General features: G+C 67.4%; 15 protein-coding genes and 1 pseudogene. 8 read left to right on the top strand and 8 right to left on the bottom strand.

The annotated features are described in order from the left end of the window. A pseudogene (locus tag ACILQR_RS11295) lies at nucleotides 1–87 on the top strand (50S ribosomal protein L35); the annotation flags it as partial. 120 nt (nucleotides 88–207) lie between these two features. Next, a complete protein-coding gene (rplT, locus tag ACILQR_RS11290; RefSeq protein ID WP_271146349.1) occupies nucleotides 208–561 on the top strand; it encodes a 50S ribosomal protein L20 in 354 nt (117 codons plus the stop codon). Between the two features lie 66 nt (nucleotides 562–627). Here the strand turns inward: rplT and ACILQR_RS11285 are convergent, their stop codons facing one another. The 4 genes from ACILQR_RS11285 to ACILQR_RS11270 all read right to left on the bottom strand — a co-directional run bounded on the left by ACILQR_RS11285 (nucleotide 628) and on the right by ACILQR_RS11270 (nucleotide 2930). Next, on the bottom strand, nucleotides 628–1080 hold the full coding sequence (locus tag ACILQR_RS11285) for a PaaI family thioesterase (RefSeq protein ID WP_395651516.1): 453 nt from the start codon (nucleotides 1078–1080) through the stop codon (nucleotides 628–630). A gap of 175 nt (nucleotides 1081–1255) precedes the next feature. After that, a complete protein-coding gene (locus ACILQR_RS11280) occupies nucleotides 1256–1834 on the bottom strand; it encodes a DUF3035 domain-containing protein (RefSeq protein ID WP_395651515.1) in 579 nt (192 codons plus the stop codon). A gap of 66 nt (nucleotides 1835–1900) precedes the next feature. Beyond that, nucleotides 1901–2458: a signal peptidase II gene (lspA, locus tag ACILQR_RS11275; RefSeq protein ID WP_395651514.1), complete on the bottom strand. Its 558-nt coding sequence runs from the start codon at nucleotides 2456–2458 to the stop codon at nucleotides 1901–1903. A 43-nt stretch (nucleotides 2459–2501) separates the two neighbouring features. Beyond that, a complete protein-coding gene (locus ACILQR_RS11270; protein ID WP_395651513.1) occupies nucleotides 2502–2930 on the bottom strand; it encodes a hypothetical protein in 429 nt (142 codons plus the stop codon). Between the two features lie 71 nt (nucleotides 2931–3001). On the opposite strand from ACILQR_RS11270, the gene ACILQR_RS11265 reads away from it, so the two are divergent. Continuing rightward, nucleotides 3002–3733: an NYN domain-containing protein gene (locus ACILQR_RS11265; RefSeq protein WP_395651512.1), complete on the top strand. Its 732-nt coding sequence runs from the start codon at nucleotides 3002–3004 to the stop codon at nucleotides 3731–3733. A gap of 101 nt (nucleotides 3734–3834) precedes the next feature. Continuing rightward, nucleotides 3835–6720 (top strand): M16 family metallopeptidase, encoded by a 2886-nt coding sequence (locus tag ACILQR_RS11260; RefSeq protein ID WP_395651511.1) that lies wholly within the window; start codon nucleotides 3835–3837, stop codon nucleotides 6718–6720. A 142-nt stretch (nucleotides 6721–6862) separates the two neighbouring features. Here ACILQR_RS11260 and mmsB read toward each other — a convergent pair whose 3' ends face one another. From mmsB to ACILQR_RS11240, 4 genes are read right to left on the bottom strand one after another with little or no spacing between them, the layout of a single operon-like run. Continuing rightward, on the bottom strand, nucleotides 6863–7894 hold the full coding sequence (gene mmsB / locus ACILQR_RS11255) for a 3-hydroxyisobutyrate dehydrogenase (protein ID WP_395651517.1): 1032 nt from the start codon (nucleotides 7892–7894) through the stop codon (nucleotides 6863–6865). After that, nucleotides 7791–8930, bottom strand: a complete 1140-nt coding sequence (locus ACILQR_RS11250; RefSeq protein WP_395651510.1) for an acyl-CoA dehydrogenase family protein — start codon at nucleotides 8928–8930, stop codon at nucleotides 7791–7793. Before ACILQR_RS11250 ends, mmsB begins: the two co-directional genes overlap by 104 nt. Next, nucleotides 8930–9184 (bottom strand): hypothetical protein, encoded by a 255-nt coding sequence (locus ACILQR_RS11245; protein WP_395651509.1) that lies wholly within the window; start codon nucleotides 9182–9184, stop codon nucleotides 8930–8932. Before ACILQR_RS11245 ends, ACILQR_RS11250 begins: the two co-directional genes overlap by 1 nt. Beyond that, nucleotides 9184–10686, bottom strand: coding sequence for a CoA-acylating methylmalonate-semialdehyde dehydrogenase (locus ACILQR_RS11240; RefSeq protein WP_395651508.1), 1503 nt, complete (start codon nucleotides 10684–10686; stop codon nucleotides 9184–9186). Before ACILQR_RS11240 ends, ACILQR_RS11245 begins: the two co-directional genes overlap by 1 nt. Before the next feature lie 185 nt (nucleotides 10687–10871). On the opposite strand from ACILQR_RS11240, the gene ACILQR_RS11235 reads away from it, so the two are divergent. The 4 genes from ACILQR_RS11235 to ACILQR_RS11220 form a co-directional block, all read left to right on the top strand. Then, complete coding sequence (locus ACILQR_RS11235) at nucleotides 10872–11972, top strand: DUF2855 family protein (RefSeq protein WP_395651507.1); 1101 nt, start codon at nucleotides 10872–10874, stop codon at nucleotides 11970–11972. A gap of 43 nt (nucleotides 11973–12015) precedes the next feature. Further along, the gene (locus ACILQR_RS11230) at nucleotides 12016–12894 is read left to right on the top strand and encodes a LysR family transcriptional regulator (protein ID WP_395651506.1); all 879 of its coding nucleotides are present in this window, start codon (nucleotides 12016–12018) and stop codon (nucleotides 12892–12894) included. Between the two features lie 150 nt (nucleotides 12895–13044). Next, entirely contained in the window at nucleotides 13045–13668 is a 624-nt protein-coding gene (locus ACILQR_RS11225) for a TetR/AcrR family transcriptional regulator (RefSeq protein ID WP_395651505.1), read from the top strand. A 64-nt stretch (nucleotides 13669–13732) separates the two neighbouring features. Further along, the coding region (locus ACILQR_RS11220; RefSeq protein ID WP_395651504.1) for a carboxyl transferase domain-containing protein at nucleotides 13733–14294 on the top strand (562 nt) is incomplete at its 3' end.

The following is a 14294-nucleotide window of genomic DNA, read 5'->3' as shown; positions in this document are numbered from 1 at the left end:
TCCAAATACATCCGCCAGAACCGCGGCACCTCGGTCATGGCCGACGCCGACGCCAAGAAGATCAAGTCCTACATGCCCTACGCCTAAGCGTAGCGCAGCAGCACTGACCTCCACACCGCATCGTCGCACTGAAACGAAATCAGGAGTCCCTCAAGAAGTGAGCCGCCGCGCGGCGAACGCCAGGGACCCTTCCGAAGGAATAAAAACATGGCTCGCGTAAAAAGGGGCGTCGTATCGCACGCCCGCCACAAGAAGGTTCTCGAACAGGCCAAGGGCTTCTCGGGTCGCCGCAAGAACACCATCCGCACGGCCAAGGCCGCCGTCGACCGCGCCGGGCAATATGCCTATCGCGACCGTCGCACGAACAAGCGCAACTTCCGCGCCCTGTGGATCCAGCGCATCAACGCCGCTGCCCGTCAGGAAGGCTTCACCTACTCGCAGTTCATCCACGGCCTGGGCCTGGCCGGCATCGAGCTGGACCGCAAGGTTCTGGCCGCGATCGCCGCCGATGAAACCGGCTTCAAGGCCATCGCCGACAAGGTCCGCGCCGCCCTGGCGTAAGACTTGACGGTCTGACGATCTGAAACGCCCGCCCCGGTCACCGGGGCGGGCGTTTTCGTGTGCGGTCTACCGCTCCATCACCAGACAGGTCGAGGTCGCCGTCGCATAGAGCTTGCCGTCCAGACCCCGCAGGTCGGCCTCGGAGAAGGCGGCGCGACCGCCCATCTGGACGATGCGGCCAACGGCACGCACCGGCGTTCCCGCCGTCAGGGCCTTGTGGAAGACGGTCTTGAGCTCCAGCGTCGTATAGGCCTGGGTTGGGCTCAGCATCGAATGCACCATACAGCCACAGGCCGAATCGAGCACCGTCGCCATCCAGCCGCCGTGGACGGTTCCCAGTGGATTATAGACGGCCCGGGTCGGCGTGGCCTCGAACACCACCCGGCCTTCCTCGACCTCGATCAGCGAAAAGCCGACCGTCTCGGAGATCGGCGCGATCTCGCCCTCTCCCGACATCGCCAGGCGCAACTGGGCGATTCCCGACAGGGCGGTGATGTCGGCTGTGGCGGGATCGGACACGGGCTCGCTCCGGGAAGGAAACGTCAGGTCCGTTTACAATAAGGACGCACTCGGCGGTGGCAAGCGATATCGTGCCGGCCTGCGCTCAAGCAGCGAGGCCAAGCCTGTCCTCCGGCCGATCGAAGATCGGACCGAGGGCGAGCCGAGCGTTAGCGCACCGCGAAGCGGCTCAGGCTTAAAGCCCCGGCAGCTTGAACCCGCTGGAGCGGCGCGGCTGGATGGCAATGCCCGCGGTGTTGCCGGTCAGGGCCTGGAGCCGCGCGTTCTCGGTCGCCGCGTCGATGGTCACGGCCCCGGTCGAGGTCTGGGCCGTGGTCGGGGCCTGGGAGGCCGCGTCGTCCTTACGCCAGAACATGACGCGGTTGGCGAAGCTCTCTTCCTTGTGGGTCAGGTCGCCGAACTCGTCGTCGACGACATAGCGGGCCAGCGGATCGGCGCGGTCGGCACCGGCGGCGGTGACCAGGGCCTGTTCACCCGGCGTGCGGGTGATCGACTGGCGCTGACCCAGCAGGATCTGGCGCGCCGCGCTCTCTGGCGCCAGTTCCTGGGGCCGTGGCTGGCCGGGCGACGGCGGACGCAGGCCGTATTCCGGCGGCACGCTGAGCGGGGCGGTCGAGACGGTGACGAACTCGTCGGGCACGACCTTGGTCAGGCCGATCGACTGGCGCATCCCCTGGCAGGCGCCCAGAGACAGGGCGGACACGGCCAGCAGGGAAACAATCCCGGTACGGACGAGGGTGCGGGTGGTCATCATGGTTCGCTTCGGTTCCGGCCCGACTGATGCGGGTTTGCGCAGATCGAAATGGCAAAGAGCGGTTGATTACGCCTTTTCGTGGGCCGCGCCAACCTGAGCCGTCTTTCGCTCCGACAGGACGCTGTCGAGGATCAGAAGGATGACGCCCACGGTGATGGCGCTGTCGGCGACGTTGAACACCCAGGGGAACAGGCCCGTCGACGAGAAGTCGATGAAATCGATGACCCAGCCGAAGCGGATCCGGTCGATCGCATTGCCCAGCGCCCCGCCGATGACCAGGCCGATGGCGGTGATCAGCAACCGCCGGTCCGCCTGGGTCGCCCACCAGGCCAGGCCCGCCGCCACAGCGACCGAAAAGACGCTCAGCAGCCAGCGCGCCTCGCCCCCGCCGAACAGGCCGAAGCTGACACCCTGGTTCTGCACGAAGGTGAATTTCAGAACGCCCGGGATGACGACACCGAACAGATAGCCCTCGGGTACCATACGAATGTCATCGACCCCCGCCGCGCTCAGCAGCCAGGCCTTGGTCAGCTGGTCCAGGATTATGATCACCAGGGCGAAGCCATAGGCAGCCCAGGCGATGCGGGGAATGTCGAGACGCGGGGTCGGGGTCGAAACTGTCATGCAGCGTGCTGGTTAGCAGGGCCGTCGCGACACGACCAGACCACTAGCGTTTGGTGAACCGCTTGGCGTCAGCGGCCAGGCTGGAACCCCAGTCCGACTTTTCCTGCGCCGGCTCGGCATGGAACGGCAGCTCGCCGGCAACCCCGCGCATCGCCAGCGCCAGGGGCAGGGCCAGGTGCGGCAGCAGACGCAGCGGCTTCCGTCGCTTGTCGGTGACGTCCCACCCCTCGGCCTCGAACGCCTCGGCCATGTCGGCGGGCGCAAGCGTCTCGATCCCGTCCCAGTCGGCGGGGCGGACGGTCGACTCCGCCTCATCCAGCGCCAGGCCGAAGATCGCGATCGACAGGGCGTCGATCTCGTCGCGACCCTCCGGCACATCCGGATCGGCAAAGCGCGGCTTCATCAGCGACTTGAGTTCCAGGTCGTCGACGCCGGGCAGGTCTCGGAGGGTTCGCAGGGATGAGTTTACCATGGGCCTGTTTAAGGCTGGACCGACCGGACGAACAAGGACGATGCTCACCAGATCTAATGGAGACTTTGTCGATGCGATCCACGGACAGGCCGGCGCGGCTGGCGGTGCTGATTGATGCCGAGAATGCCTCGGCACGCATTGCGGAAGCTCTGTTCACCGAGATCGCGACATTGGGCGAGGCGTCGGCGCGACGCATCTACGGCGACTTCGACGGTCCGGCGCTCGCCGGCTGGAAAGACAAGTTGCCGCGTTTCGCGATCCAGCCCCAGCAGAATTATGCGCACACAAAGGGCAAGAACTCGGGCGACATCGCCCTGGTCATCGACGCCATGGACCTTCTGCATTCCGGCCGCTTCGACGGCTTCTGCCTGGTCTCGTCCGACAGCGATTTCACCAGACTGGCCCTTCGGATCCGCGAAGAAGGCGTGGATGTCTTCGGACTGGGCGAACAGAAGACGCCCGAGAGCTTTCGGCAGGCCTGCACCCGCTTCATCTACACGGAAAACCTGACGGCCGCGGCGTCGGCGGGCGAGGCGAGCGGTGCCGCAACCAAAGGTGCCGCCGCCAAACGCAGACCCGCCGAAGCGTCACGTCTGATCGAGACGGTCATCGCCGACATGGATGAAGACGCCCAGGGCTGGGTCGCCGTCGGCGGAATCGGCAGCCGGCTCAGAAACGCCTATCCCGATTTCGATCAGCGCTCCTACGGCCACGCGAAACTGTCTGACCTGATCCGTGCAACGGGCCGATTTGACGTCGAGACCTTAACCAGCGGGATGATGCGGGTGCGTCGAAAATCGTAAGAGGCGATCGGATCGAGCAAGGTTACAGCCCCGTAACTTTCGCATCCCCCAGCGCCTGCTAGGGTCACACTATCCCCTTGAGATTTCGCCGGAGTTCGCCGATGCCCCGCCCCCTTTTCCTTCGCGGCCTGTTTGTCGGCTGTTCCGCCCTGGCGATCATGGGCGGTGCTCCGGCGATGGCCCAGCAAGGGGCCTCGGTCGCGAGGCTCGAGGCCCTGACGCCGCCACCGCTGGAATATGCGCACCGGACCCTGGGCAACGGACTGAACGTCTATTCCATGCCCGATCCGACGGCGGGGACCGTCACCATCCAGGTCTGGTACGACGTCGGCGGCAAGGACGATCCGCAGGGCCGCTCGGGCTTCGCCCACCTGTTCGAACACATCCTCAGCCGCAAGACCGTCAACCTGCCTTACGGCATGATCTCGACCATGGTCGAGAACGCGGGCGGCACCCGCAACGCCTCCACCAGCCAGGATTTCACCAACTACTACGAGACCGTCCCGCCCAAGTATCTGGAGCAGATGCTGTGGACCCACGCCGAGCGGATGGCCCGCCCCGTCGTCGATCAGGCCGTGTTCGAGGCCGAGCGGTCGATCGTCAAGGAAGAGCTGCGCCAGAACGTGCTGGCGCCCCCCTATGGCCGGTTCGGGCGGTTCGTGATCGGCGACAATTCGTTCGACGACAGCATCTATCGCCGCTCGGTCATCGGCTCGATCGAGGAACTGGACTCGGCCCAACTGTCCGACGCCCTGGCCTTCCACGAGGCCTATTACCGCCCGGCCACCGCGACCCTGATCGTGTCCGGCAATTTCGACCCGGCCCAGCTGGACCGCTGGGTCGATCACTATTTCACAGACATCGACAACCCCGACCGCCCGGTGCCGCAGTTCGCCCGCCGCCCGGTCGAGCCCCGCACGGCCCCGCGCTCGGTCGTGGCCTATGCGCCCAACGTGCCCCTGCCCGCCATTGCCGCCATCTATCAGGGCGTGGCCGACTCGAGTGCCGACACCGCTGCGCTGGAGGTCATGTCGGCGGTCATGTCGCGTGGCGAGAGCTCGCGCCTGTACAAGGCGCTCGTCTATGACAAGCAGCTCGCGTCGTCCGCCTTCCTGAGCGCCCAGGGCCAGGAAGAGGCCGGGTCGATCATCGCTCAGGTCATCGTCGCGCAAGGCAAGGCCGTCGAGGATGCCGAGGCCGCCCTGAACCTCGAACTCGACCGCATCCGCAACGAACCGATCACGGCCGCCGAACTCGCCGAGGCCCAGACCGAGATCCTGGCGTCCGACCTTCGCCAGCGCGAAACGGCGTCGGGCCGCGCCTTCATCCTCGGTCGCGTCCTGATTGCCCAGAATGACCCCAAGGCCGCCGACGAGCGGATCGCCGCCATCAAGGCCGTGACCGTCGCCGACGTCCAGCGCGTGGCCCGCACCTATCTGAACGAGAACGCCCGCGTCTCGGCCCGCTATCTGGATCAGAGCCAGGCCCCGGCCGGAACCCCGCCCTTCGACCAACAGACCGGCTGGCGCAACCCGGCCCCCATGCCCGCCTTCCTGACCGTGCCCCCGGCCATCCTGACGCCCAACGCACTCCTGCCCGAAGGACAGCGCCAGGCCGCGCCGACGCCGGGCGCCGCACGGCCCATGGCGGCCCCCGTCATCGCCGAGCGCATCCTGTCGAACGGACTGCGCGTCATCGTCGCCCGGTCCACCGACCTGCCCATCATGAACGCCCAGCTGGTCGTCAACGGCGGTGCGGCGGGCGATCCCACAGACCGGCCGGGCCTCGCCTCCATGACCGCCAACCTGGCGACCCAGGGTGCCGGAGGCCGCACGGCACCCGAGATCGCCTCGACGCTGGAGGCCCTGGGCGCGAACATCGGCGGAGGCGCAGGCGCGGATTCGACCAGCCTGTTCGTCTCGGCCCCGACGGCTTCCGCCGATGCCGTAGGTGCCGTCCTGGCCGACGTAGTCCAGCGTCCGACGTTCGATCCGGCCGAGGTCGAACGCTCGCGCACCCGCGCCGTCAACGCCCTGCGCGTCGCCCTGCGCCAGCCCGGCCCGATCGCCTCACAGGTCATGGCCCGCGTGGCTTACGGCGACGCCGCCTATGGCGCACCGGCCGGCGGTACCATCGCCTCGCTCGGCGCGCTGAGCCGCGACGAGATCGTGGCCTCGCATCAGCGTTGGTGGCGGCCCGACAATGCCGCCCTGATCATCACCGGCAACATGACCGCCGAAGAGGGCTTCGCCTTCGCCGAGAAGACGCTCGGGTCCTGGGCCAGGCCGTCCGGCGCGGTCCCGACCACCCCGACCCGTGCCGGCGCGCCCCTGCCCCCGCGAGTGATCGTGGTCGACCTGCCCGGCTCGGGTCAGGCGGCGATCAGCGCAGCCGTGCCCGGCCCGCGCCGAGGCGACCCGGCCTTCTATCCCCTGTCGGTCGCCGGTGCCGTGATCGGCGGCGGCCAGAACGGCCACCTGTTCCAGGAGGTCCGCGCCAAACGGGGCCTCAGCTACGGTGCCTATGCCTCGGTCGCCGCCCGGCGCGACGGCGGCCTGCTGACCGCCACCACCCAGACCAAGAACGAAAGCGCGTCAGAGGTCGTCGATCTGGTCCTGGCCGAGCTCGACCGTCTGGTCACCGAACCGGTCACGGAAACGGCGGTCAAGGATCGCGAGACCTTCCTGACCGGTGGCTTCTCGCGCGGGATCGAGACGACCGGCGGCCTGGGCGGCTTCATCGCCGACGCCGTGACCTATGGCCTGCCGCTCGACGAAAGCACCGCCTATGCCGGCAAGATCGAAGCGACCACGCCCGAAAGCCTCCAGGCCGTGGCCCGGTCCACCCTCGGGGCCGAGCGCGCCTATGTCGTGGTCGTCGGCGAGTCGTCGATGTTCGTCGACCAGCTGCGCGTCAAACACCCCGACCTGGTGGTGATCCCGTCGTCGCAGCTTGACCTCGGGTCAGCCGGGCTGGGAGTGCGGTAACACACCCAACCGCTCATCCCGGCGAAAGCCGGGACCCGGTGCTTTGGGCGAAGACCGCGTGCGGTCGAGCACGCTCATGATCCAGCGCAGTGCCCCACAAAAGAACTGGGTCCCGGCTTTCGCCGGGATGAGCGGGAAATAGTCAGCCCTTCGGCAAACCCTCAAGCTGACCCCGCAGCATCTGCAGGATGGCCGAGAAATCCCGGCCGCCGTAGCCCAGACCGTTGAACAGCTGGAACAACGCCTCCGACTGCGCCCCCAGCGGCGTCGAGGCTCCCGACTTCGCCGCCGCGTCCTGGGCCAGCTTCAGGTCCTTCAGCATCATCGCCGTGGCGAACCCGCCGTCATAGTTGCGGTTCGACGGTGCCGTCGGCACCGGGCCGGGCCAGGGATAGTAGCTCGACACGCTCCAGCTCTGCCCCGACGACTTCGACGCGATGTCGAAAAACTTTACCGGATCAAGGCCCAGCTTCTCGGCCAGGGCCACGGCCTCGCAGGTGCCGATCATGGTGATGCCCAGGATCATGTTGTTGCAGATCTTGGCCGCCTGACCCGCGCCGTGATCGCCCGCTCGCATCGTCACCCGGCTCATGGGCTCCAGCGCCGCCTCGATGCGGGCGAACCCGGCCTCCTCGCACCCGACCATGAAGGCCAGGGTCCCGGCATCGGCCGCCACCGTCCCGCCCGACACCGGCGCGTCGGCGAAGACATAGCCCGCCTCGGTCGCCAGCCCGGCGACCTTCCTCGCCGTATCCACGTCGATCGTCGAGCAATCCAGCAGCAGGGCCGAGCTCGGTGCCGCCCCGATGATCTGCTCGGAATAGACCTTCAACACGTGCGGCCCGGCCGGCAGCATGGTGATGACCACCTCGGCATCCCTGACCGCCTCGCCGACCGAGGCGACCGGCGTGCAACCGGCGGCCGCCGCCCGGTCCAGCGCGGCCTGCGATAGGTCGAACGCGGCGACCTCATGCCCCGCCTTCGCCTGGTTCGCGGCCATCCCGCCGCCCATATTGCCCAGGCCGATGAATGCGATCTTCATGGTCGTTCTTCCCTGTGTTCTCGGATGCCTACTGACGAAGCATTTCCCGCGCGGTGATGACCCGCATGATCTCGTTGGTGCCTTCCAGGATGCGGTGGACCCGCAGGTCGCGCACGATCCGCTCCAGCGGATAGTCCTTCAGATAGCCATAGCCGCCGTGAAGCTGCAGGGCCTCGTCGGCGATCTGGAAACAGGCGTCGGTGGCCAGCCGCTTGGCCATGGCGCACCATTTGGTCTTTTCCGGGTGGTCGGTGTCGATGGCCCAGGCCCCGCGCAGCACCATCAGCCGCGCCGCCTCCAGGTCGGTGGCCATGTCCGCCAGCTTGAACTGGGGGTTCTGGAACTCGGCCAGGGCCTTGCCGAACTGTTTCCTCGTCGTGACGTACTCCTGAGCCGTCTCCAGCGCCAGCCGCGCCCCACCCAGCGAACAGGCGGCGATGTTCAGCCGCCCGCCGTCCAGCCCCATCATCGCATAGCGGAACCCGTCGCCTTCCTTGCCCAGCAGGTTCGCCGCCGGGATGCGACAGTCGTCGAACTGGACGATGGCGGTCGGCTGGGCGTTCCAGCCCATCTTCTTTTCCTGGGCCCCGAACGACAGACCCGGCGCATCCTTGTCCACCACGAAGGCGGAGATGCCCCTGGGCCCCGGTTCGCCCGTGCGGGCCATCACGACATAGACGTCCGACGTCCCGGCGCCCGAGATGAAGGCCTTGGATCCGTTCAGCACCCATTCGTCACCCTGCAACACGGCGCTGGTCCGCATCGCCGCCGCGTCCGAGCCCGAGCCCGGCTCGGTCAGGCAATAGGAGGCGATGTTCTCCATCGTCGTCAGGGACGGCACATAGCGCTGTCGCAGGTCATAGGACCCGAACCGGTCCACCATCCAGGTCGCCATATTGTGGATCGAGATGAAGGCCGCGACCGAGACGTCGCCTCGCGCCAGCTCCTCGAAGATGATCGCCGCCTCGACCCGCCCCAGCGCCAGCCCGCCGAAATCCTCGGACGTATAGATGCCGCAGAAGCCCATCTCCGCCGCCTGACGCATGACGTCCACGGGGAAATGCTTGGCCTCGTCCCATTCCGCCGAGCTGGGCAGCAGCAGGTCCTGGGCGAAGGCGCGCGCCGCGTCCTGAATGGCGCGCTGATCGTCGTTGAGGGCGAAGTCCATCAGTCTTCCGCTTCCTTTTTGGGATGAGCGAGCATCCAGACGCCTGTAGCGAAAACGATCGCCGTCAAAATAGGCGCGATCGAGAAGATGATGATCAGATCTCGGTGAGGTAGAGGCTCACCCGCTTCGTCGTTGATCGGAACACCGTAGGCGAAGTGGGCAATCGCCATCACGGCAAAGAGCAAGCCAAAGGCCAAGCTACCCGCGGTAAGAATCCACGCGGCCTTGCGCTGACTGATCGGCCGCCCTTCCATCACGCCATCGTCGGAATAACGAAGCTCGAGTCCGCGTGTTCCAGATCGCTGTCCGGCCAGCGCGCCGTGATCGTCTTCACCTTGGTCCAGAACTTCACGCCTTCCATGCCGTGCTGGTTGGTGTCGCCAAAAGCCGAGCGCTTCCAGCCGCCAAAGGTGTGATAGGCGACCGGCACCGGGATGGGCACATTGATCCCCACCATGCCGACGTTGACCCGCGCGGCGAAATCCCGCGCCGCGCGGCCGTTCTGGGTGAAGATGGCGACGCCGTTGCCGTACTGGTGCTTGCTGGGCAGGCTCAGCGCCTCCTCGAACGTCGCGGCGCGGACGATCTGCAGCACGGGGCCGAAGATCTCTTCCTTGTAGGACTCCATCTCGGGCGTGACGTGGTCGAACAGCGACGGGCCGACGAAATAGCCCTTCTCGTGGCCTTGCAGGCTGAAGCCGCGGCCGTCGACGACCAGTTCGGCGCCGTCCTTGACCCCTTGGGCGATCCAGCCCTCGACGCGGGCCTTGTGCTGGGCCGTAACGACGGGACCATAGTGGGCGCCGGCGTCGGTCGAGACGCCGACCCGCATGGTCGGGATCTCCGCGACCATCCGTTCACGGAGTTCGTCGGCCGCCTTCTTCCCGACCGGCACCACGACCGGCAGGGCCATGCAGCGTTCGCCCGCACTGCCATAGGCCGCGCCCGACAGGTCCTTGATCACCTGGTCCATGTCGGCGTCGGGCAGGACGATGCCGTGGTTCTTGGCCCCGCCCATGGCCTGGACCCGCTTATGATTGGCGGCGCCCGTCTGATAGACATAGTGGGCGATGTCGGACGAGCCGACGAAGCTGATCGCATGCACCAACGGATGCTCCAGGATCGAATCCACGGCCAGCTTGTCGCCGTGGACGACGTTCAGGACGCCAGCGGGGGCACCCGCCTCCATCATCAGCTCGGCCAGACGCACCGGCACCGAGGGATCGCGCTCCGAGGGCTTGAGGATGAAGGTGTTGCCCACCGCGATGGCCACGCCGAACATCCACATCGGGATCATGGCGGGGAAGTTGAACGGGGTGATGCCGGACACGACACCCAGCGGCTGGCGCATCGAATAGACGTCGATGCCGGGACCGGCCCCCCAGGTGTATTCGCCCTTCAGCGCATGGGGGATGCCACAGGCGAACTCGATGACCTCGAGCCCCCGCTGGATGTCGCCCTTGGAGTCCGCGACGACCTTTCCGTGTTCGGACGACAGCAGTTCGGCCAGCTCGGTCATATTGGCCTCGACCAGCCGCTTGAACTCGAACATCACCCGCGCACGGCGTTGCGGGTTGGTGCTCGACCATCCCTCGAACGCGCCTTGCGCCGCCTGAACCGCCCGGTCCATCTCGGCGACCGAGGCCAGCTGCACCCGCGCCTGGACCTCGCCCGTGTTGGGATTGAACACATCCGCGAACCGTCCCGAGGCCCCGATGAAGCTCGCGCCGTCGATGAAGTGGTTGATGTCGCGCATGGCGAGGCTCCCTGAAACCGGTTCTGTTCGTTGGGCCCGGTCTAGCAGGCCGGGCACTCCGGCGGCATTGCAAAGTTGCAGCGACGGGTCCGCGTAATCGCATCGATCAGTGCCGCCGATCCTTCTCCTGCGTCACCTGAAATCTTCGCTAGGCTGACCCCAGAGGAAACGCCCGGAGAGGCCCGATGACCCAGACCGCCCGCCGCCTGATGACGCTCAAATCCGATCCGGGCGCCACCCTGATCGACGCCATTCCCCACGCCGAGCTGGCCGAGGGCGAGGTCGTGCTGGCGCTGGACCGGTTCTCCCTGACCACCAACAACATCACATACGCCGCCTATGGCGACGCCATCGGCTACTGGAAGGTCTTCCCGACCGGTCGCGACGACCATGGGCTGATGCCGGTCTGGGGCTTCGCCGATGTGGTGGCGTCGCGCGCCGAGGGCGTCGATATCGGTGCCCGGGTCTTCGGCTATTTCCCCATGGCCGAGACCCTGACGGTCCAGGCCGAAAAGGTGTCCAGCGGCGGGTTCGCCGACGCCGCGCCGTGGCGAAAGGCGGTGCCCGACATCTACAACCGCTATGTCCTGTGCGCGGCCGACGCCAACTATGCCGCCGAACTGGAGAACGCCGAGGCGATCTTCCGGCCCCTGTTCATCACCTCCTATACGGCGGTGGATTTCCTGCGTGATCACGACTTCTTCGGCGCGAAACAGGTTGTGGTGTCCAGCGCCTCGTCCAAGACGGCCTACGGATCGGCCCACTGTCTGGTGGAGGACGAGGTGCGATTGATCGGCCTGACCGGCGCGCGCAACCGGGCCTTCGTCGAGGGGCTGGGCGCCTATGACGCCGTTTACGGCTATGACGAGGTGGAGATGTTGAAGACCGGGGTTCCGACCCTCTATCTCGACCTGGCCGGCGATCCGGGCCTGCGCCGCCGCGTCCACGCCCATTTCGCCGCCGACCTGAAATACGACTGCCTCGTCGGCTCGACCCAGAGCGACGACTTCACCGGCGACGATCCCGACCTGATCGGGCCCCGCCCGGTCTTCTTCTTCGCCGCCACCTGCCTGGACTCGCACCGGGAGCGAGGCACGCTGCGGGCCTTCTACGACCGCTTCTTCGCCGACCAGCGCGCCTTCTTCGAACGGGTCGTCGATCCGGCCTCGCCCTGGATCCGCATCGTCGAACACCACGGGCTGGAGGCGGCGGCAAAGGTGGTGCGCGACCTCGCCGACGGCCGCGCCGATGCAGCCGAGGGGGCCGTGGTCCGCCTCCGTGCCTGACACCGGGCTTGCATTCCTGCAGTAACCCCGCTGCAATCTGACAATGTTCGACTGGGACGACGTCCGCATCTTCATCGCCGCCGCCCGCGCCGGGTCTCTGGGTGGGGCGGCGACGCGCCTCGGCATCGACGCGGCCACGGTCGGTCGCCGGGTGGCTCGGCTGGAAAGCGCGCTGAAATCGACCCTGGTGGTCCGCTCGGCCCAGGGACTGCAACTCACCGCCGCCGGGGCCCAGTTGCTTCAGGTCGGGCTCGAGGCCGAGACCGCCATGGATGCCGCCGGCCGGATCGCCCAGCCCGATGTCGTGGCCGGCACGGTGCGGATCAGCGCCTCCGAAGGCTTCGGCGGCGTCGTCCTGGCCCCTGCCCTGGCCGGCCTGCACGCCGCGCGCCCGGGCCTGCGGATCGAGCTGGCGGCCAGTTCGGGCTTCCTGTCGCCCAGCCGGCGCGAGGTGGACATGGCCATCACCCTCAGCGCGCCCGACAGCACCCGCCTGATCGTCGAGCCCCTGACCCCCTATCAGCTGGCCCTCTATGCCGCCCCCGCCTACCTGACGCAGCGCGGGGCCCCAGGCGGCATCGACGACCTCGGCGGCCACGACATCGTCGGCTATGTCGACGACCTGATCTATGCGCCCGAGCTGCGCTATCTGGACGAGGTCAAGCCCGGCCTGACCCCGCACCTGGCCTCGTCCTCGATCCGGGCCCAGAGGGACATCATCGCGGGCGGCGGCGGCATCGGCGTCCTGCCCTGTTTCCTGGCCGAGGGTCTGGAGCGGGTCCTGCCCGACGTCCTGATCCAGCGCCGTTTCTGGCTCAGCACCCACCGCGAGGTCCACGACACCGCTCGCCTGCGGGCTGTGCGCGGCTGGGTCAAGGCGCTGTGCGAGGCGAACGAGGCGTTGCTCAATCCTCACCCGTAGGGGGAGGGGGACCCCGAAGGGGCGGAGGGGGGCCGGCCGCAAACACCATCTTCGCTTCGAGCCCCCTCCGTCACAGCGCGAAGCCGCGCTGCGCCACCTCCCCCAACGGGGGAGGATTTGAGTCACGACGATATGTGCTATCCCTGACCCATGAGTAGTGTTTCCACCCTCACCGACGATCCCTGGACAGGCGGCCGCGCCCGCGACCCGGACGCCAAGCGCGAGGCCGTGCTGGCCGCCGCGGCGTCCGCCTTCGTGCAGGACGGCTACGGCGCGACCTCCATCGACGACATCGCCGCGCGTCTCGGCGTGTCCAAGCCTACGGTCTACTACTACGCCGGCGGCAAGCAGGCCCTGCTGGGGGCCTGTTTCACCCTGGCGCTGGACGCCTATTCGGAAGCGGTCGAGGAAAGCGCCGTCACCGGCATCGACGGCCGCGAGCGCCTGCATCAGGTGGTCCAGAAATACGTCGAGATCACCACCACGGTCTTTGGCCGCTGCCTGCACCGCGTTCCCGATGTCGAGCTGACCCCCGACGTCCGCGACCGGCTGCGCGCCGTCAAGCGCAAGGTGGACGCCCGCATCCGCGACCTGCTGCGCGAGGGGGTTCGCGACGGCAGCTTGCGCACCGCCGACGTGCGGATGTCCACCTTCGCCATCTCGGGCGCGATGAACTCGATCGCCCAGTGGTACGCGCCGGACGGCAAGCTGACGCCGCAGGAGATCGCCGAACGCCTGTGGGACAGTTTCTCCGAAGGAGTCCGGCCCCGCTGAAGCGTCCCCGTTGACCCGGGGGCACCGTTCGGCCATTAAGTCTACTCGCAAGTAGGAAATCCAGATGCAGTCCATCCTCGAACAACTGGACCAGCGCCGTGCGGCCGCGAAACTCGGTGGCGGCGAGGCCCGCATCCAGGCCCAGCACGCCAAGGGCAAGCTGTCGGCGCGCGAGCGGATCGACGTCCTGCTGGACGAGGGCTCGTTCGAGGAGACCGACATGTTCGTCGAGCACCGCTCGACCCAGTTCGGCATGGACAAGCAGCGCATCCCCGGCGACGGCGTCGTCACCGGACGCGGCACCATCGGCGGCCGTCTGGTCTATGTCTTCTCCAAGGATTTCACCGTCTTCGGCGGCTCCCTGTCGGGCGCCCATGCGGCCAAGATCGTCAAGCTGCAGAAGATGGCCCTGACGACCGGTGCCCCGATCATCGGCCTGTTCGACGCCGGCGGCGCGCGTATCCAGGAGGGCGTCGAGGCCCTGGCCGGATACGCCGATATCTTCCTGCAGAACACCCTGGCGAGCGGCGTCATCCCCCAGATCAGCGTGATCATGGGGCCCTGCGCGGGCGGCGACGTCTATTCGCCGGCCATCACCGACTTCATCTTCATGGTGAAGGACACCT

This window comes from Brevundimonas sp. (assembly GCF_044239655.1).
Lineage (GTDB): Bacteria > Pseudomonadota > Alphaproteobacteria > Caulobacterales > Caulobacteraceae > Brevundimonas.
This window is presented reverse-complemented; position numbering and strand designations above follow the sequence as displayed.

What these genes read in the sequence shown, in the direction of transcription:
- ACILQR_RS11235 (WP_395651507.1), top strand. Translation starts at nt 10,872, where the DNA reads ATGACCCAGACCGCCCGCCGCCTGATGACGCTCAAATCCGATCCGGGC.
- ACILQR_RS11260 (WP_395651511.1), top strand. Translation starts at nt 3,835, where the DNA reads ATGCCCCGCCCCCTTTTCCTTCGCGGCCTGTTTGTCGGCTGTTCCGCC.
- ACILQR_RS11270 (WP_395651513.1), bottom strand. Translation starts at nt 2,930, where the DNA reads ATGGTAAACTCATCCCTGCGAACCCTCCGAGACCTGCCCGGCGTCGAC.
- ACILQR_RS11225 (WP_395651505.1), top strand. Translation starts at nt 13,045, where the DNA reads ATGAGTAGTGTTTCCACCCTCACCGACGATCCCTGGACAGGCGGCCGC.
- lspA (WP_395651514.1), bottom strand. Translation starts at nt 2,458, where the DNA reads ATGACAGTTTCGACCCCGACCCCGCGTCTCGACATTCCCCGCATCGCC.
- ACILQR_RS11245 (WP_395651509.1), bottom strand. Translation starts at nt 9,184, where the DNA reads ATGGAAGGGCGGCCGATCAGTCAGCGCAAGGCCGCGTGGATTCTTACC.
- ACILQR_RS11240 (WP_395651508.1), bottom strand. Translation starts at nt 10,686, where the DNA reads ATGCGCGACATCAACCACTTCATCGACGGCGCGAGCTTCATCGGGGCC.
- ACILQR_RS11230 (WP_395651506.1), top strand. Translation starts at nt 12,016, where the DNA reads ATGTTCGACTGGGACGACGTCCGCATCTTCATCGCCGCCGCCCGCGCC.
- ACILQR_RS11280 (WP_395651515.1), bottom strand. Translation starts at nt 1,834, where the DNA reads ATGATGACCACCCGCACCCTCGTCCGTACCGGGATTGTTTCCCTGCTG.
- rplT (WP_271146349.1), top strand. Translation starts at nt 208, where the DNA reads ATGGCTCGCGTAAAAAGGGGCGTCGTATCGCACGCCCGCCACAAGAAG.
- ACILQR_RS11250 (WP_395651510.1), bottom strand. Translation starts at nt 8,930, where the DNA reads ATGGACTTCGCCCTCAACGACGATCAGCGCGCCATTCAGGACGCGGCG.
- ACILQR_RS11265 (WP_395651512.1), top strand. Translation starts at nt 3,002, where the DNA reads ATGCGATCCACGGACAGGCCGGCGCGGCTGGCGGTGCTGATTGATGCC.